The following is an 18871-nucleotide window of genomic DNA, read 5'->3' as shown; positions in this document are numbered from 1 at the left end:
GTAGTTATAGGGGGGACCGGGATGAAGAGAACATTAATTGGACTGATAGCATTTCTAATTATAATGTTTCCAGTACGTATATATGCTGAAGAGTGGAGTGAACTAACTGGATTGCTAGATGACTCTTTGCAGTTAGTGAAGAAAAAAGAAGATAAAAAGGCAATACAAGTACTGTACCATTTCTCAGAGCAATTTCTATCAAAGGAGAATGAAAATAATTCAAAAGTAACTCCGGGACAAATTAGAGTCGTTTCTTTAGCATACGATAAGGCGAAACAATCTCTCGCGGAAGATTCAGATAGGCAAGTTAAAGTGGATAATATGTTAGCGTTACAACTTGCTGTTGATGCACAAGTATCTAAATATCAGCCACTTTGGATGGAAAGAGAAAGAAAGATAATGAATGCTTTTTCTCAAGTAGAAAAGGCGATGGAAAAAGAAGATGATGGACAGTTCCAACAGACGCTAAATACATTTTTAAATGAATTTAATATTATTTATCCTAGTTTAATGATTGCTCTGCCAGAAAACGAAGCGCAGCGTGTAAATGCACATTTATCTTATTTGGATGAATTTCGTAACGTTATGTTAAAAACGAAAGGTGGACAAATGCAACTAGGGATTATTAAAGGTGATTTGCAAAAAATATTTCATACAGTAAAAAAAGATGAGATTGCTCCCTCTCTCATTTGGTTTATGACAATTACTGGAGGACTTATTTTGTTCACTTTAACGTATGTTGGATGGAGAAAGTATAAAGGGGAGAGAGAGAAGCGGAGAAGCAACTTGCATTCTAAAGATAGATAATACGCATAAATAAAGATACGGATTGTAAGGTTTATTTATTGACAACGGTGGAAGAAAAAAATAGAATGAGAAGTACTATAATTAAAACTTCAATGGAGGTTTATGATGTTTTATTTAATTTACTTCGCGATCATTTTGATCATACCGTTGTATGCACAGTCAAAAGTACGTAGTGCCTATAGCAAGTATTCACAAGTTTATTCAACATCAGGTATGACAGGAGCGGAAGTGGCTCGGAAAATTTTAGATGAAAATGGATTGTACAATGTAGCCGTAGAAGAAACGCCAGGTCATTTGTCAGATCATTATGACCCGCGTGTAAAGACGGTTAGATTATCGACAGATAACTATTATGGTCATTCAGTTGCTGGTACAGCTGTAGCAGCACATGAAGTAGGACACGCAATTCAAGATGCGAAAGATTATAACTTTATGCGTGTACGCCATTCGTTAGTGCCAGTTGCTAATTTTGGTTCAAACATGTCATGGGTTTTTGTCCTAATTGGTGTATTTGCACAAATGTCTGGTTTGTTGTTACTAGGAATTATTTTAATGGCAGCAGGTGTTATTTTCCAACTTGTTACATTACCAGTTGAGTTTGATGCATCAAAACGCGCAATGCAACAAATTGAAGCACTTGGTATCGTATCAACAGATGAGTACGGTCAAGCTCGTAAAGTATTAAATGCGGCAGCATTAACATATGTAGCAGCAGCTGCTGTAGCAGTATTTGAATTATTACGTCTCGTATTAATTTATACTGGTATGCAGCGTAGCGACGATTAAAGACTATCAATTTTGATAGTCTTTTTTTTGTTTTGTGGATTGAATCTTATAATATGTTACAAATGGAAATAATAGAGAGAATATGGGGTATAGAACTAGTTAAAATAAAGATAAGTATGGAATGATGAAAGAAGGTGACGGACATAGAATATCCATATCATTTAGTTAAACAAGTGAAGGAGCGTAGTGCTATATACCAATTAGAAGGTTTTTTAAGTGGACAGGGCCCTAAAAACCCGAAATTAATGCTTGTTGGAGAAGCACCTGGTGAAACAGAAATTCATAATGGGATTCCATTTAGTGGGAGAGCGGGAAAACATTTAATGGAATTTTTAGAACGTATTCACGTTACAAGGGAAGAAGTATATATTACGAGTGCGGTCCGGAGTAGACCTTATAAATGGAGAGAGAAAAGGGAACGAAATGGCGAAATAATACAGAAGAAGTACAATAGAACACCGAATCAAGGTGAGATACTTGCCCATGCACCTTTGCTAGATTATGAACTGGAATTTATACAGCAGCCGGTTATTGTCACACTTGGTAATATTGCATTACAGCGTTTAGTTGGTAAAAATAATAAAATTACGGATGTTCATGGAGAATTGTTAAAGCAACCTGTGCAGCGATTGAAAGATAGCAGCAGTACAGAATTTATTTGGTCAGAAAAAGAATATCATATTTTTCCGACCTTTCATCCAGCTTCTATTTTCTATAATCGGAGTTTGTTGGAGCTTATTTATGAGGATTTGGAGAAACTTAAAAGATTTATAATAAAAAACTAGAAAAGCTACAGAGCTTTTCTAGCTGAATTTAATTATGTAACGGTTTTTTATTTTCATCTAATGTAAATCCTTCACCAACAACATCGTGTACATCACTTACAGCGACAAAGGCATGTGGATCTACTGAAATAATGATATTTTTTAATTTTACGATTTCATTTTTAGCAACAACACAATATAGTACATTACGTTCTATTTTTGTATAGGATCCAACTGCTTTTAAAAAGGTTGCTCCGCGCTCCATTTCTGATAAAATTTTTGAAGCAATTTCATCGTTTTTATCAGAAATAATAGTTGCTCCTTTTGCTGCATAAGCACCTTCTTGCATGAAATCAATAACCTTGGCCCCGATAAAAACAGCAACTAACGTATACATGCCCTCGCGATATGATAAATATGTAAGAATAGAGATAATGATAACGACCGCATCAAACATAAACATCGTTTTTCCCATACTCCAGCCAACATATTTGTGAACTAGCCTTGCGATAATATCAACACCGCCAGTAGTCCCACCGTATTTGAATATAATTCCAAGTCCTATGCCGATAAATGCCCCAGCGAATAAAGCAGCCAGTGTCATATCATTTTGCAAGTTTAAATGTAAGTTGAGAACCTCGTAGCGCTGAAACACCCAAAGGAATAAAGAGACGCTAAATGTACCGATTAATGTGTATAAAAATGTTGTTCGGCCGAGTAATTTCCAGCCAATGAAAAATAGAGGGACGTTTAAAATTAAGTTTGTATAGGAAGGATCAAGTGAAAATTTAAAATATAATAATAGCGTAATGCCGGTAAATCCACCCTCTGCAAGATGATTTTCAATATTGATATTCACAATACCGAAAGAAAAAATAGCGGAACCGATTAAAATAAAAATGATATTTCGAATCTTCAAATTTGATGTCATTTAGAAATCCCCCTAATTATGTAATGATTGCATTGCTCCTCTTAAACGATAGAACATAATAATAAGTTATTTCTAGTTGATAGTAAAAATAGAGAATGGTATAAGAGCTTAATTAGTTCAGCCTGATATTGTGCGGAAAAAATGCAAAAGAAAGTTTCACTTTATCCCGTCCCAACGGCTGGTAGAGGGAAAAGCGAAGAAGAAAAGGTCGAACCAGCCGCAGGGACCCGATTGGTTCAGGCTGATCTTTTGTAAAAATCACGCAAAAGAAGTTTCACTTTACCCCGCTCTAACGGCTGGTAGAGGGTAACACAGTGAAGAAAGTTCGAACCAGCCGTAAGAGCCCGATTGGTTCAGGCTGATCTTTTGCAAAAATCACGCAAAAGAAGTTTCACTTTATTATAGTCTATCCTAAAAAGAGTCGTAAATAGTGATATGAGGGAATAATATTTGTCAAATCGCGATGAATTGGCTAACATGAAAGAGGAAGGAATAAGAGGTGACTAGTATGGAAGCAAAAACGATGAAAGATATGCAGAAAGAAGTAGATGCATATATCGGTCAATTTAAAGAAGGTTATTTTAGTCCGCTTGCAATGATGGCTCGTTTAACTGAAGAAATGGGAGAGCTTGCAAGAGAGGTTAATCATTATTATGGTGAGAAACCAAAGAAAACGACTGAGAAAGAACGAAGTGTTGAGGAAGAGCTTGGAGATGTTTTATTTGTTATGCTTTGTATGGCAAATAGTTTAAATATTGATTTAGAAACAGCGCATAACATTGTAATGAATAAATTTAATACACGTGATAAAGATCGTTGGACACGTATTGATGAGGGAGAGAAAGACGCATGAAAGAAATTAAAGTAATTATCGCTGGACCACGAGGACGCATGGGATATGAAGCAGTCCTTCTTATGGAAAGAACAGCGCATTTCAATTTAGTAGCAGCAATTGATTATAAGCATGGTGGAGAAAAAATTTCTGATGTACCGGGAATGCCAGCGCTAGATGCACCTATTTACGCGGATTTACATACTTGTTTAGATGAAGTAGAAGCAGATGTATTGTTAGATTTAACAACACCAGAAATTGGAAAGAAACATGTGACACTTGCAGTTGAACGTGGACTTCGATCAGTTATTGGTACAACTGGATTTACTGAAGAAGAACTAAAGCAATTAACAGAAAATGCAAAAGAAAAAGAAGTAGGAACAATTATCGCTCCAAATTTTGCGATTGGTGCAGTTCTTATGATGAAGTTCTCTCAAATGGCAGCGAAGTATTTCCAAGATGTTGAAGTAATTGAATTACACCATGATCAAAAATTAGACGCACCATCTGGTACAGCTGTAAAAACAGTAGAATTAATCCGTCAAAATCGTGTACCAAAAGAGCAAGGGCACCCTAATGAAACGGAACAATTAGAAGGGGCACGTGGTGCAAATGTAGACGGTATTCACATTCATAGCGTACGTCTACCAGGGCTTATTGCACACCAAGAAGTAATGTTCGGCGGAGATGGACAAATGTTAACAGTTCGTCATGATTCATTCAACCGTGCATCATTTATGTCAGGTGTAAAACTATCAATTGAAACAGTAATGAACCTTGATCATCTTGTGTACGGTTTAGAAAATATTATCGACTAAAGGGGAGACAACGGATGAAAATTGCCTTAATCGCACATGACAAAAAGAAAGATGATATGGTTTCGTTCGCATACGCATATAAACCAATTTTTGAAAAACATGAACTTTTTGCAACAGGAACGACAGGACTTCGTATTATGGAGGCAACTGGTTTAGTTGTAACAAGATATCAATCCGGTCCTCTTGGTGGAGATCAAGAAATTGGTGCAATGATTGCAAAAAATGAGATGGATATGGTGATTTTTTTCCGGGATCCACTAACAGCCCAGCCGCATGAACCAGATGTTAATGCGTTACTTCGTTTATGTGATGTATACGCCATCCCATTAGCAACAAATATGGCAAGTGCTGAAATGCTAATGCATGCATTAGAGCGGGGAGATTTAGATTACCGAAAGTTAAGAAAATGAGGGGAACAATTATGAGTGGATTACATATATTAGCGTTTGGTGCTCATGCCGATGATGTTGAAATCGGCATGGCAGGTACCATTGCAAAGTATACGAAGCAAGGATATGAAGTAGGCATTTGCGATTTAACAGAAGCTGATCTTTCTTCAAATGGAACGGTAGAAATAAGAAAAGAAGAAGCAAAGGCTGCAGCTCGTATTATGGGAGTAAAAACGAGAATTAATTTAGCAATGCCAGATCGTGGTTTGTATATGAAAGAAGAATATATACGTGAAATTGTAAAGATTATTCGTACATATAAACCAGCACTAATTTTCGCACCATATTACGAAGATCGTCATCCAGACCATGCTAATTGCGCGAAACTTGTGGAAGAAGCTATCTTTTCAGCGGGAATTCGTAAATATATGTCTGAACTTCCGCCGCACCGTGTAGAGTCGTTTTATAATTATATGATTAATGGTTTTCATAAACCGAATTTTTGTATAGATATTAGTGAATACCTTTCTAAAAAGGTGGAAGCGTTAGAAGCGTATGAAAGTCAGTTTTCAACAGGGAGTGATGGTGTTAAGACGCCATTAACCGAAGGATACGTTGAAACTGTAATCGCTAGGGAGAAGATGTTTGGGAAAGAAGTTGGAGTGCTGTATGCCGAAGGATTTATGAGTAAGAAACCGGTTTTATTACATGCTGATTTAATAGGGGGATGTAAATGAAATTGAAAATAGGTATTACATGTTATCCTTCTGTAGGTGGTTCTGGGGTTGTTGGGACAGAGTTAGGAAAGCAATTGGCGGAACGCGGGCATGAAATTCATTTTATTACATCGGGTGTACCATTTCGGTTGAATAAAGTGTACCCGAACATTTATTTTCACGAAGTAACAGTAAATCAATATTCTGTTTTTCAATATCCACCTTACGATTTAGCATTAGCGAGTAAAATGGCAGAGGTTGCTCAAAGAGAAAACCTTGATATTTTACATGTGCATTATGCAATCCCTCATGCTATTTGTGCATATTTAGCAAAACAAATGATTGGGGAGCGTATTAAAATTGTTACGACCTTACATGGAACGGATATTACTGTGTTAGGTTCCGACCCTTCGTTAAATAATTTAATTCGCTTTGGTATTGAACAATCTGATGTTGTTACAGCTGTGTCACATTCGTTAATTGAAGAAACAAATGAACTTGTAAAACCAGATAAAGAAATTGAGACGGTATACAATTTTGTAGATGAACGTGTTTATTTCAAACGTGATATGTCTCAATTAAAAAAAGAATATGGTATACGAGAAAATGAAAAAGTGTTGATTCATATTTCAAATTTCCGAAAGGTTAAGCGTGTACAGGATGTTGTGCAGTCATTTGCCAAAATTGTAAAGGAAGTAGATGCGAAATTGCTTCTTGTTGGTGATGGACCAGAGTTCTGTACTATTTTACAATTGGTGAAAAGTTTACATATTGAGGAACGTGTCTTATTCCTAGGAAAGCAAGATAATGTTGCAGAGCTTCTTGCGATGAGTGATTTAATGCTACTTTTATCAGAAAAGGAAAGTTTTGGTCTTGTTATATTAGAAGCGATGGCGTGTGGTGTGCCTAGTATCGGAACGAGGGTTGGGGGCATTCCAGAGGTCATTCAACATGGTGAAACAGGATATATATGTGAAGTTGGAGATACAGACGGAATAGCTAAGCAAGCAATTCAGCTACTAGAAAATGAAGAACTTCACCGTAATATGGGAGAGCGAGCGATGAAATCTGTATATGAGCAGTTTCGTTCGGAAAAAATCGTTTCACAGTATGAGGCGATTTATTATGACATACTAAGGGATGACAAGAATGGAAAGATTTAAAAAAGCTAGTTCAATTATTGAGATGTTAAAACAGCACGGACATGAGGCTTACTTCGTTGGTGGAAGTGTACGCGATCTTATTATCGATAGACCGATTGGAGATATCGATATCGCAACATCTGCTTTACCAGAAGAAGTAATGGCTATTTTCCCAAGACATGTTCCGGTTGGTCTTGAGCATGGAACTGTAATTGTTGTAGAAAATGGTGAACCGTATGAGGTAACTACTTTTCGAACAGAAAGCGAATATGAAGATTTTCGAAGACCTAGTAGTGTTCAATTTGTCCGTTCATTAGAAGAGGATTTAAAACGACGTGATTTCACGATGAATGCAATTGCAATGACAGAGGAAGGCGAAATGGTTGATTTATTTGCTGGGAAAGAAGCGATTCGTCTGAAGGAAATTACAACGGTTGGAGATGCTGCAGACCGTTTTCAAGAAGATGCACTGCGAATGATGCGTGGTATTCGGTTCGTAGGTACGTTAGGTTTCTCTTTGGAAATAAAGACGAAACAAGCAATTGAAACGTATGGGCATTTGCTCGAACATATAGCGATTGAAAGAATTACAGTTGAATTTGAAAAATTGTTGACCGGTACATATTGTGTGAATGGTCTTCAAGAGTTAGTAGAAACTAAGCTATTTTCTCATCTGCCATATTTGCAAATGTCAGAAGAAAGACTCTTGAAAGCTACGCAGTATAAATGGGATTCTTTCGAAACAGACGTTGAGGCGTGGGCATTTTTCCTATATTGTATCGGAGAAGAGCATCCATCTGTCTTTTTGCGTCAATGGAAGTTCTCGAATAAAAAGATTAAAGATATCGTAGCGGTTTTATTAGCAATTCGTTCTAGAAAGGAGAAGGAGTGGGATACAATCCTTCTTTATAAAACTGGGATTCGCATCGCTGAGATGGCGGAAAGAGTATATGAAGCGATAATAGAAAGTTATAATAGTGCGTCTGTTAAGCAAGTACAATCATTATTTCATGCATTGCCGATAAAAAATCGTCAAGAAATGAATGTGACTGGTAATGATTTATTAAGCTGGACAGATAAAAAGCCAGGTCCGTGGGTTGCCGAAATGCTTCAAAATATTGAAGAAGCAATCGTACAAGGAGATTTAGTTAATAAGAAAGAGGATATAAGGGAGTGGCTACAAAGATGCAATCTACTATAAGAAAGCAGTTATTACAAGTTTTTTCTGAAGCAGATGGTGCATTTGTATCTGGTCAAATACTTAGTGACAAACTTGGTTGTTCGAGAACCGCTGTATGGAAGCATATGGAGGACCTTCGTAATGAAGGGTATGAACTAGAAGCTGTACGCCGCTTAGGGTACCGAATTGCTAGTAAACCAGATAAAGTAACTGCGAATGAGATTCAATTAGGATTACAAACAGAGCGTATCGGTAGAACGGTTTATTTTGAAGAATCGGTTGAGTCTACTCAGCATATTGCAGCGAGACTTGCTTATGAAGGCGCAGAAGAGGGAACAATTGTCGTTGCTGAAGAACAAACAGCAGGTAGAGGGCGTTTAAGTAGAAAATGGTATTCCCCAAAAGGAACAGGAATTTGGATGAGTATTATTTTGCGTCCCTCGATTCCAGTTCATCATGCACCACAGCTTACTTTATTAGCAGCTGTTAGCGTAGCGCAAGCAATTGAAAAATGTACCGGTGTAAACGTAGGGATTAAGTGGCCGAATGATATTTTAATTCAAGGTAAAAAAGCTGTCGGTATATTAACGGAGATGCAAGCTGATCCAGATAAAATTAATGCTGTTATTATGGGAATTGGCATTAATGCAAATCAGAAACAAGAACATTTTGATGAGGAAATTCAGCAAATTGCAACTTCATTAGCAATTGAATCGGGTAAGCCGATTGTTCGTGCGGAACTTATGCAACAAATTTTCTTGCAACTAGAGAAATTGTATGAAGAGTATTTAAAAAATGGCTTCTCTGTTATTAAAATTCTTTGGGAAAGTTACGCAGTAAGTATCGGAAAAGAAATTACAGCTCGAACGATGAAGGAAACTATTAATGGGCTAGCAAAAGGAATTACGGAGGATGGTGTATTGTTACTTGAGGATCATCAAGGACAAGTGCACCACATTCATTCTGCTGATATAGAAATTAAGTAAAAGAAGTTCCTATTTTGGAGCTTCTTTTTGTCATTTAGATACTAATAAATTTCACATACCGTAATAGGAATAAAAAATTATTTTTTCGAAAAAATGTAGCAATTCCTTTTCAGAGTTTGCTATAATTAGTTCGAATATGGGCAGTATCAAAGCGAACTGCACCATTATTTTACGCAGTATGAAAAAATAATAATTTGGATTCTGCCTTGATCCAATAATGGACTGGGACAGAGGGATGAATAATGCCGACTAACACACAACCCTTCTGCCCTTTTATGGCCAGAGGGGTTTTTTATATGATTTCGGCCATCTCCTCTCTCCTGCATAAAGGAGGAGTAGTTTTTGAAAACAAAAACAGATTTTTTGAAAATGAAAGAGCAAGGTGAGCCGATTACAATGCTAACGGCGTATGATTATCCATCTGCTAAATTAGCAGAAGAAGCTAAAGTCGATATGATTTTGGTGGGTGATTCTCTAGGAATGGTTGTACTTGGGTATGATTCAACAGTTCCAGTAACAGTAGAGGATATGATTCATCATACGAAAGCTGTACGCCGCGGAGCGAAAGAGACGTTTATTGTAACTGATATGCCATTTATGTCTTATCATGTCTCATTGCAAGATACGATGATTAATGCACGTCGCATTGTTCAAGAGAGCGGGGCACATGCATTAAAGGTAGAAGGTGCTGGAGAAGTTATATCAACTATTCACTACTTAACGAATGCGGGAATTCCCGTTGTGGCGCATTTAGGTTTAACTCCTCAATCTGTAGGAGTGCTAGGTGGGTATAAAGTACAAGGGAAAGATGCTGAAAGTGCAAAAAAATTAATAGAAGATGCAAAGAAATGTGAGGAAGCTGGTGCGATAGCACTTGTGCTAGAATGTGTGCCAATGCAATTAGCAGAACTTATTTCAGAGCAGTTAACAATTCCTACAATTGGAATTGGAGCAGGACAAAAAGTAGATGGGCAAGTTCTTGTATACCACGATCTTATCTCGTACGGCGTAAATCGTGTTCCGAAATTTGTGAAGCAATATACGTCTGTTCAAGAGGAGATTGTGCGAGGGATTTCGCAATACGTTACTGAAGTAAAGACAGGGCAATTTCCTGAAGAAAAACATTCATTTACAATGAAAGAGGAAGAGTGCTTAGCGTTATACGGAGGAAAACAATAATGAAAATCATAACTACAGTGCAAGAGATGCAGCAAATTACAAACGAACTGCATGCAAGTGGAAAAAGTATCGGTTTTGTTCCAACGATGGGGTATTTACACGAAGGGCATGCTACGTTACTACGTAAGGCAAGGGAAGAAAATGAAATTGTAGTTTTAAGTGTATTTGTAAATCCACTACAATTTGGACCAAATGAAGATTTAGATCGATACCCACGTGATATTGATAGAGATGAAAATGTAGCAAAAGAAAATGGTGTTGATTATTTATTTTATCCGAGTGTAGAAGAGATGTATCCAGCAGAACAAACGACAACAGTAGAAGTTGTGAAGCGTACCGACGTATTATGTGGCAAACAAAGACCTGGTCATTTCGCTGGTGTTGCGACTGTACTAATGAAACTATTTAATATTACATTGCCAACGCGTGCTTATTTCGGTATGAAAGATGCACAGCAAGTAGCTGTAATTGAAGGATTCGTAACTGATTTTAATATTCCCGTTACGATCGTACCAGTTGATATTGTAAGGGAAGAAGATGGATTAGCGAAAAGTTCTCGTAATGTGTATTTATCACTAGAAGAACGTGAAGAGGCTCCTCATTTATACGGCAGTCTATGTATAGCGAAAGAACGAATTGAGGCAGGCGAACGTAATCCGGAAATCATTATGAATCTTGTGAAAGAGCATATTGAGAAGTATACAAAAGGCACTGTAGATTATGCTGACTTATATGCATATCCTTCATTAAAAGCAATAAATAAAATTGAAGGAAGAATCATTTTAGCGATTGCAGTTAAGTTTGAAAATGTACGATTAATTGACAATATAACATTAATGGGGAAATAAGGGGGAGCATCTATGTTTCGCACAATGATGAGAGCGAAGTTACATCGTGCAACTGTAACAGAAGCAAATTTAAATTATGTAGGTAGTATTACAATTGATGAAGATTTAATGGATGCGGTAAATATTGTAGAAAATGAAAAAGTACAAATTGTAAATAATAACAATGGAGCTCGCTTAGAGACATATGTTATTAAAGGAGAGCGCGGTAGCGGTGTTGTGTGTTTAAATGGTGCAGCTGCAAGGCTTGTACAACCGGGTGATAAAGTTATTATTATTTGCTATGGTTTAGTGGCAGAAGAAAATATTCATAAACAAGAGCCGAAAATTGCAGTATTAGACGATGATAATCAAATTATTGAAATGTTAGGTGCTGAAAAAGCTGGCACGATATTATAAGTAGGAAGGCTATCTCTAATTAAGGAGATAGCTTTTTTGTGCATCTTTTCATTAAGATGAGGTAAAACGTGGTATAGTAACATTATATAATTTTTGTGTTTGATAGGTAAGAAATTGAGGTGTTACATATATGAGTAAGCGTTATGTCGTTGTTGATTTAGAGACGACAGGGAACTCCTGGAAGGATGGGAAGGATAAAATCACCCAAATTGCAGCTGTTGTAGTGGAAGATGGAGAGATATTAGAGATTTTTTCATCTTTTATTAATCCGAAGAGAGAGATTCCCCTATTTATTACAGAATTAACTGGGATTGATGAAGATCTTGTAAAACAAGCCCCGTTATTTCGAGATGTAGCCCCGATGATTGTTGAGCTATTACAAGGTGCGGCTTTTGTTGCACATAACGTTCACTTTGATTGGAATTTTTTAAATGAAGAATTAAGGCAAGCTGGATATACAGAAGTACATTGTCCTAAAATTGATACAGTTGAATTGGCGCAAATTCTTTTGCCGACAGCTGATAGTTATAAATTACGTGATTTAGCTAAGCAGCATGAACTAGAGCACGATCAACCACATCGTGCGGATAGTGATGCTCTTGCAACAGCGGAGTTGTTTTTACAATTTTTAAGTGAAATTGAAAAGTTACCACTTGTCACATTACAATCGCTTTATGAATTAAGTGATGTTTTCCAAAGTGATATAGCTGATGTACTTTCTGAAAATATTTTAAAGAAAATGATGCATGGTAAAGAAGAGGCAGAGGAGTGTGAGGTGTATCGAAATATTGCGCTTCGAAAGCGGAATTATTCTTTAAGCCTCAGTGAAACATACTCATCTAAATTTGATGCTTTCTTACATAAGACAATCGATAAACTTGAATTGAATATGCCAAAGTTTGAAAAAAGAGAAAGCCAACAAATTATGATGAAGGAAATATATACAGCGCTAAGAGATTCTAGGTTTTCACTGATTGAAGCAGGAACAGGTACGGGGAAGACGCTTGCATATTTACTTCCAAGTATTTATTTCGCAAAGAAAAAAGAAGAACCTGTCATTATAAGTACACAAACTGTACAATTGCAACAACAAATACTAGAAAAAGAAATTCCTTTATTAAAGAAAATAATACCATTTTCATTTGAAGTAGCTCTTCTGAAAGGAAGAAAGCATTACCTTTGTCTACACAAATTTGAATATGCTTTGCAAGAGGAAGAGAAAAATTATGATATGGCGCTCACAAAGGCAAAAATTTTAGTGTGGTTATTGCAAACGGAAACTGGCGATCGTGATGAATTGAATATTCCTGAGGGCGGCAAGTTACTTTGGAACCGTATTTGTAGTGATGTACATAGTCCAGGCGGGATGCAAAGCAACTGGTATAGTCGTTGCTTTTATCAAAGAGCAAAGAATAAAGCATTATTTGCAGATATCGTTATTACAAATCATGCGTTATTATTTCAAGATTTTTCAAGTGAAGAACCACTATTTGCTTCATGTGAACATATTATTTTTGATGAAGCTCATCATATCGAGGAAGCGGCGAGTAGAACATTAGGTGAACAGTTCTCATGCATGTATTTTCAATTAGCTTTATCTCGTCTTGGTACGCTAGAAACAGATGATGTACTTTCTAAAGTATATAAAATGATGAAAAAATCAGAGCAAGCATCGCGTTCGACTTTCCGTATGGTGAGTCATAGTTTGAAGGAATTGAAATTTGATGCGGATGAACTATTTCAAATGTTACGGACTTTCGTATTTAAACAAACAAAGCAGGAACAAGGGATGAGCAATATGCCACTCATTTATCGATATAACACGGAAGTAGAGAAAGGTAAGTTATGGGATAGCATTACCGAGTTAACAAATCGATTTGTGTATGATGTAAGAAAGTTATTGACTACACTTGAGAAGCAAGCTGAAATATTGCAAAGTAAATTAGAATGGGAGATGCATGTCGTTACAGGTGAATTTATGCATTTAATTGAGTTGTTGAGAAAGATGGCACAATCTTTACAATTACTCATTTTAGAAAAAAATTCATACGTGACATGGATGGAGACTGAAACGAAGGGAACGATTCATTCAACAGTTCTATATGCGCAGCCTGTTCATATTGGTGAAAGATTTGCTGATGAATTTTTAACCCAGAAAAAGAGTGTTATTTTCACATCAGCAACGTTAACAGTTAATGATTCATTCGACTATATAAAAGAGGAGCTAGGTTTACATGATTTTGCTCCCAATACATTAAAGGTTCCATCACCATTCCGTTTTGAAGAGCAAATGAAATTAATGGTTTCAACGGATGTACCTTTTATTAAGAAAGCAAGTAATGAAGAATATATTGAGTCTATATCGGCACATATTGCGAAAATAGCGAAATCTACAAAAGGTAGAATGCTCGTTTTATTCACTTCGTATGAAATGTTGAAAGAAACGTATACGAATTTGAAAAATGATGAGACATTAGAAGGATATTTATTATTAACGCAAAGTGTGAATAATAAGAGCCGAAGTCGTCTAATCCGCAAATTCCAGGAGTTCGACAAATCGATTTTGTTAGGAACAAGTAGTTTTTGGGAAGGGATAGATATACCTGGAGATGCCCTAAGCTGTCTTGTCATTGTCCGTCTGCCTTTTACCCCTCCTCATCAGCCGATGATGGAAGCAAAAGGAGAGTGGTTAAAAAATCAAGGAGAAGACGTATTCGATAAGTTGGCGCTCCCGCAAGCAATCTTGCGTTTCAAACAAGGGTTTGGTCGTCTTATTAGAACAAATACAGATACGGGAACTGTATTTGTATTAGATCGTCGTTTGACAAGTTCTTCCTATGGAAAACGATTTTTACAATCAATCCCAACTGTACCGCTCTATGAAGGACCGTTAGAAGAATTGTTAGTACAGTTAGAAGAATCGTCAAATGAATAAAATTGGAAGAAAAATACGCCTGAAGTACATTTAAACTTCAGGCGTAAAAAATGTGGGTAGGAGGAATTTTATTTTTCTTACTTCTTGTATACAAAATATATTGCTTTTCGATTTGAAACCTTTTTTTGCTGTACATGTCCTGCTATAATAGATGGGTGATGAAGCAGGGGTTGTAAAGAATGTACTCTTATTGTAACCGCATTGCGTTCTTCTATAATTAGAAATTTTTGTGTAACGGAGGAGTTTTTTCATGGATAAGAAAATCGAAGTCCTATCAACGACGCGTATTAAATATTCGTCTGACTTGTATAAAATTGTTGATGGTTTGAATCGTACGTTAAAAGAGCAGGACCTCATGTTCGGATTAGCATTAGACGAAAAAGATAAAGAAATAGCTGTATTTACGATTTACAGAACGTAGTGATACAATGAAAAAGTGGATCTTTACAATCATTATCGTTATCGTTGCTAGCGGAATATATGGGGCATATGTTTATAATAAAGCGATGGAAAAGAAAATTCCAAAAGAGTCAAAGTCTGTAGAAATTGCGAAAGAAAAGGCAAAGCTTACAAAGGTAAATACTGTTGATTATTATAATGGAAAATCTTCATATACAGTCGTACAAGGTACAGATGAAAAAGGAGAACAACTTATCGTTTGGGTGCCTGAGAAAAAAGGGGAAACTATAGTAAGGAAAAAGAGCGAAGGTATTTCTGAAAAAGATGCTTTACAAAGAACGATTGAACAAGTCGGAGATGAAAGTAAAGAACCCAAAAGTAAGCCGAAAGAAATTTTAAAAGCAAAATTAGGCTTTGAAAATAATATACCATTATGGGAAGTTACATATATTGATGATGACAATCGTTATAGTTACTACTATCTTGAATTTAAAGATGGGAACTTTTTAAGACGATATAGCATTGAAAAATAGATGTAGGGGGAACTACAAATGAAATTAGCAAAGCGAGTAGCTGCTTTAACACCATCTGCAACTTTAGAAATTACAGCAAAGGCACAAGCATTAAAAGCAGAAGGTCATGATGTAATTGGATTAGGAGCAGGAGAACCTGACTTTAATACGCCAAAACATATTATGGATGCTGCGCATAAAGCGATGTTAGAAGGACATACGAAATATACACCAACAGGTGGATTACAAGCGTTAAAACAAGAAATTGCGAAGAAGTTTACTCGTGATCAAGGAATTGCGTATGATCCATCTGAAATTATTGTATGTAATGGTGCCAAGCATGCATTATATACATTATTCCAAGTGTTACTTGATGAAGGAGATGAAGTTATCATCCCAACTCCTTATTGGGTAAGTTATCCTGAGCAAGTAAAGCTTGCTGGTGGTAAGCCAGTTTATGTAGAAGGTCTAGAAGGCAATGAGTACAAAATTACAGCAAAGCAGCTGCGTGAGGCAATTACAGAGAAAACGAAAGCAGTTATTATTAATTCACCGAGCAATCCAACAGGGATGATTTACAGCAAAGAAGAATTACAACAGCTTGGAGAAGTATGTTTAGAGCATGATATCTTAATCGTTTCAGATGAGATCTATGAAAAATTAATTTATGGTGACGCGGAATATACTTCAATTGCCCAGCTTTCTAATGCATTAAAAGAACAAACACTTATTATTAATGGTGTATCTAAATCACATTCTATGACAGGTTGGCGTATTGGATATGCAGCAGGAAATAAGCAGCTTATTAAAGCGATGACGAACTTAGCGAGTCATAGTACGTCAAACCCTACTTCAATTGCTCAATACGGTGCAATTGCTGCGTATGCAGGCTCACAAGAACCTGTAGAAACAATGCGTCAAGCGTTTGAAGAAAGATTGAACATTATTTATGATAAATTAATTCAAATTCCTGGTTTCACTTGCATTAAGCCACAAGGTGCTTTTTACTTATTCCCAAATGTAAAAGAAGCCGTAGCGTTAGCTGGGTATGATACAGTTGATGAGTGGGCAAAAGCATTATTAGAAGAAGAAAAGGTGGCTCTTGTTCCAGGTACAGGATTTGGTGCACCAAATAACGTTCGATTATCGTATGCGACATCTCTTGAGCAAGTTGAGAAAGCATTAGAACGAATTCATACGTTCATGAAAAGTAAAGTACAGGCTTAATCGTCTGTTTCTTGTAGTAAATGGCAAAAAACCTCCCTATATATAGGGAGGTTTTTTTGACGAATTGTGGCAAAAAGAAATGGCTAAAGGTGTGTTATACTAGAGAACGAGGTGTTTGGTGATGAAAAAGAAAATGATGTTACAATGGTTTGAACAGGGAAGCATAGCGATTCCTAAATTGCTTATGATGCATTATAAAAAGCTAGGTTTAAATGAGACGGAATTTATGGTAGTACTTCATGTACACACATTTTTAGAATCAGGTAATTCGTTCCCGACTCCTTCAGAGATTTCAGAACGGATGACGATAACAGAAATGAAATGCATGGAAGTGATTCAGACTTTAATCCAAAAAGGTTTTTTAGCACTAGAAGGTGGACGAAGATCTGAAGCGATGATGTGTGAAAGTTATTCTTTACAACCACTGTGGGAAAAAATATTGCACTTTTTAATGAATGAATCTATAGAGGAAGAGCAAAAAGAACAAAAACAAATTCAAGTAAATTTATATACAGTATTTGAAAAAGAATTCGGAAGACCACTTTCCCCATTTGAATGTGAAACATTAGGGATGTGGGAAGATCAAGATCAACACCATCCGAATTTAATTCAAGCGGCTCTTCGTGAAGCTGTTATGAGTGGTAAACTTAATTTTCGGTATATTGATCGTATTTTGTTTGAGTGGAAAAAGAACGGAATTAAAACGGTAGATCAAGCGCAAAATCAAGGCCAGAAATTTAGAGCGAATCAACAACGCACACAACAAACGACAAAACAAGAGACGAAATTTACTGGGAAAGTGCCTTTTTATAATTGGTTGGAGCAGTAGTGTAGGAGGAAATATATGTTGAACAAAACGCAAATTCGTTATTGTTTAGATACAATGGCGGATATGTATCCAGAAGCGCATTGTGAATTAATTCATGATAATCCATTTGAACTTGTAATCGCAGTGGCATTATCTGCACAATGCACAGATGCACTTGTGAATAAAGTGACGAAAAACTTATTCCAAAAATATAAAACACCAGAAGATTATTTGAGTGTGTCTTTAGAAGAGTTACAACAAGATATACGTTCCATTGGATTGTTTAGAAATAAGGCGAAAAATATTCAAAAATTGTGCCGGATGTTACTAGATGATTATAACGGGAAAGTTCCAGAAGACCGTGATGAGCTGACGAAATTACCAGGAGTAGGGAGAAAGACAGCGAATGTAGTTGTTTCGGTAGCATTTGGGATTCCAGCGATTGCTGTTGATACGCATGTAGAGAGAGTGAGTAAACGGTTAGCAATTTGTAGATGGAAAGATTCTGTGTTAGAAGTGGAAAAGACATTGATGAAGAAAATTCCAATGGATGAGTGGGGAGTTACACACCACCGTATGATTTTCTTCGGACGTTATTACTGTAAGGCGCAGCGACCACAATGTGAAGAGTGTCGATTACTAGAAATATGTCGCGAAGGAAAGAAACGAATGAAGGGGAAATAAAGGATGGAGCGAGTTATAGAAATACCGAAAGAGTTTCGGTGCGTACCATTTTTTAAAGTGAGTGCAAATTCGATTACGTATCACACAGACCAATCTTTTGAAGAGATAATACAAAATACTTACTTTATATTTGATATTGAAAGAAAATATGAGCCATGGAATGAAATTGAAACAAGTATTCCAGCGGTGTTAAATATATGGAAAAGCAAGCATGAAGAAATTGCTATACTATTTCGGAACAGAAAAAAACAAGAAGCTGAGGGTCCGATGATTCTTTTTGCAGCGCACTTTCTATCGGTTATATATTGGTTAAATGAGCAGCCTGTTCATAGTTTGAATGAGATGCAAGTAAATACGAATAAATTGGAAGTACAACCTGTTAATTTTATGGAGCGATATTCATTTATTATAAAGAAACTGAGTAATTACCATTCGTATATTCAATTAGTACAGTTGTATATCGAAATAGAAAAGCTATATGTAAAGAAAATGATAACAAAAAAGAAGTCGGTTTCTCATTAAGAGAAACCGA

Annotated in this window: 21 protein-coding genes; 20 read left to right on the top strand and 1 reads right to left on the bottom strand. The window is 36.4% G+C overall.

Annotated features, from left to right (window positions below):
- Positions 1–21: 21 nt before the first annotated feature.
- The 3 genes from ypjB (at position 22) to CQ058_RS06030 (ending at position 2378) form a co-directional block, all read left to right on the top strand.
- Positions 22–807, top strand: a complete 786-nt coding sequence (ypjB, locus tag CQ058_RS06040) for a sporulation protein YpjB (RefSeq protein WP_002188994.1) — start codon at positions 22–24, stop codon at positions 805–807.
- A 105-nt stretch (positions 808–912) separates the two neighbouring features.
- Positions 913–1593 carry a zinc metallopeptidase gene (locus tag CQ058_RS06035; protein WP_002086606.1) on the top strand — a complete coding sequence of 227 codons (681 nt, stop codon included), beginning with the start codon at positions 913–915 and terminating at the stop codon, positions 1591–1593.
- Positions 1594–1727: 134 nt separating this feature from the next.
- Positions 1728–2378: a uracil-DNA glycosylase gene (locus CQ058_RS06030; RefSeq protein WP_002188995.1), complete on the top strand. Its 651-nt coding sequence runs from the start codon at positions 1728–1730 to the stop codon at positions 2376–2378.
- A 28-nt stretch (positions 2379–2406) separates the two neighbouring features.
- Here CQ058_RS06030 and CQ058_RS06025 read toward each other — a convergent pair whose 3' ends face one another.
- Positions 2407–3288 (bottom strand): YitT family protein, encoded by an 882-nt coding sequence (locus tag CQ058_RS06025; RefSeq protein WP_002193196.1) that lies wholly within the window; start codon positions 3286–3288, stop codon positions 2407–2409.
- A 508-nt stretch (positions 3289–3796) separates the two neighbouring features.
- Here CQ058_RS06025 and CQ058_RS06020 point away from each other — a divergent pair.
- The 17 genes from CQ058_RS06020 to CQ058_RS05935 all read left to right on the top strand — a co-directional run bounded on the left by CQ058_RS06020 (position 3797) and on the right by CQ058_RS05935 (position 18861).
- Positions 3797–4141 (top strand): nucleotide pyrophosphohydrolase, encoded by a 345-nt coding sequence (locus CQ058_RS06020; RefSeq protein WP_002193195.1) that lies wholly within the window; start codon positions 3797–3799, stop codon positions 4139–4141.
- A complete protein-coding gene (gene dapB, locus CQ058_RS06015; protein WP_002188996.1) occupies positions 4138–4938 on the top strand; it encodes a dihydrodipicolinate reductase in 801 nt (266 codons plus the stop codon). The genes CQ058_RS06020 and dapB overlap by 4 nt, the downstream gene beginning before the upstream one ends.
- A 14-nt stretch (positions 4939–4952) precedes the next feature.
- On the top strand, positions 4953–5348 hold the full coding sequence (gene mgsA / locus CQ058_RS06010; protein WP_000684753.1) for a methylglyoxal synthase: 396 nt from the start codon (positions 4953–4955) through the stop codon (positions 5346–5348).
- A gap of 11 nt (positions 5349–5359) precedes the next feature.
- Positions 5360–6064 carry a bacillithiol biosynthesis deacetylase BshB1 gene (gene bshB1, locus CQ058_RS06005; RefSeq protein ID WP_002193194.1) on the top strand — a complete coding sequence of 235 codons (705 nt, stop codon included), beginning with the start codon at positions 5360–5362 and terminating at the stop codon, positions 6062–6064.
- Complete coding sequence (gene bshA / locus CQ058_RS06000) at positions 6061–7206, top strand: N-acetyl-alpha-D-glucosaminyl L-malate synthase BshA (protein ID WP_002086596.1); 1146 nt, start codon at positions 6061–6063, stop codon at positions 7204–7206. The genes bshB1 and bshA overlap by 4 nt, the downstream gene beginning before the upstream one ends.
- On the top strand, positions 7193–8386 hold the full coding sequence (locus CQ058_RS05995; protein ID WP_002193193.1) for a CCA tRNA nucleotidyltransferase: 1194 nt from the start codon (positions 7193–7195) through the stop codon (positions 8384–8386). Before bshA ends, CQ058_RS05995 begins: the two co-directional genes overlap by 14 nt.
- Entirely contained in the window at positions 8371–9351 is a 981-nt protein-coding gene (locus CQ058_RS05990) for a biotin--[acetyl-CoA-carboxylase] ligase (RefSeq protein WP_002086594.1), read from the top strand. Before CQ058_RS05995 ends, CQ058_RS05990 begins: the two co-directional genes overlap by 16 nt.
- A gap of 342 nt (positions 9352–9693) precedes the next feature.
- The gene (gene panB, locus CQ058_RS05980) at positions 9694–10530 is read left to right on the top strand and encodes a 3-methyl-2-oxobutanoate hydroxymethyltransferase (protein WP_002011854.1); all 837 of its coding nucleotides are present in this window, start codon (positions 9694–9696) and stop codon (positions 10528–10530) included.
- A complete protein-coding gene (gene panC, locus CQ058_RS05975; RefSeq protein ID WP_002086591.1) occupies positions 10530–11378 on the top strand; it encodes a pantoate--beta-alanine ligase in 849 nt (282 codons plus the stop codon). Before panB ends, panC begins: the two co-directional genes overlap by 1 nt.
- A gap of 12 nt (positions 11379–11390) precedes the next feature.
- On the top strand, positions 11391–11774 hold the full coding sequence (gene panD / locus CQ058_RS05970; RefSeq protein ID WP_000490176.1) for an aspartate 1-decarboxylase: 384 nt from the start codon (positions 11391–11393) through the stop codon (positions 11772–11774).
- 130 nt (positions 11775–11904) lie between these two features.
- Positions 11905–14709 carry an ATP-dependent DNA helicase DinG gene (gene dinG, locus CQ058_RS05965; RefSeq protein ID WP_002193192.1) on the top strand — a complete coding sequence of 935 codons (2805 nt, stop codon included), beginning with the start codon at positions 11905–11907 and terminating at the stop codon, positions 14707–14709.
- 250 nt (positions 14710–14959) lie between these two features.
- A complete protein-coding gene (locus tag CQ058_RS05960; RefSeq protein ID WP_002166065.1) occupies positions 14960–15130 on the top strand; it encodes a YpmA family protein in 171 nt (56 codons plus the stop codon).
- Between the two features lie 7 nt (positions 15131–15137).
- Positions 15138–15641 carry a cell wall elongation regulator TseB-like domain-containing protein gene (locus tag CQ058_RS05955; RefSeq protein ID WP_002030789.1) on the top strand — a complete coding sequence of 168 codons (504 nt, stop codon included), beginning with the start codon at positions 15138–15140 and terminating at the stop codon, positions 15639–15641.
- An 18-nt stretch (positions 15642–15659) separates the two neighbouring features.
- Positions 15660–16847, top strand: coding sequence for an aspartate transaminase AspB (gene aspB / locus CQ058_RS05950; RefSeq protein WP_002193190.1), 1188 nt, complete (start codon positions 15660–15662; stop codon positions 16845–16847).
- A gap of 121 nt (positions 16848–16968) precedes the next feature.
- Entirely contained in the window at positions 16969–17676 is a 708-nt protein-coding gene (gene dnaD / locus CQ058_RS05945; protein ID WP_000728546.1) for a DNA replication protein DnaD, read from the top strand.
- Between the two features lie 15 nt (positions 17677–17691).
- The gene (nth, locus tag CQ058_RS05940; RefSeq protein WP_000933020.1) at positions 17692–18339 is read left to right on the top strand and encodes an endonuclease III; all 648 of its coding nucleotides are present in this window, start codon (positions 17692–17694) and stop codon (positions 18337–18339) included.
- 3 nt (positions 18340–18342) lie between these two features.
- Positions 18343–18861 carry a YpoC family protein gene (locus CQ058_RS05935; protein ID WP_105589530.1) on the top strand — a complete coding sequence of 173 codons (519 nt, stop codon included), beginning with the start codon at positions 18343–18345 and terminating at the stop codon, positions 18859–18861.
- Positions 18862–18871: the final 10 nt, after the last annotated feature.

It is taken from the genome of Bacillus sp. MYb56, from assembly GCF_002976445.1.
Lineage (GTDB): Bacteria > Bacillota > Bacilli > Bacillales > Bacillaceae_G > Bacillus_A > Bacillus_A mycoides.
This window is presented reverse-complemented; position numbering and strand designations above follow the sequence as displayed.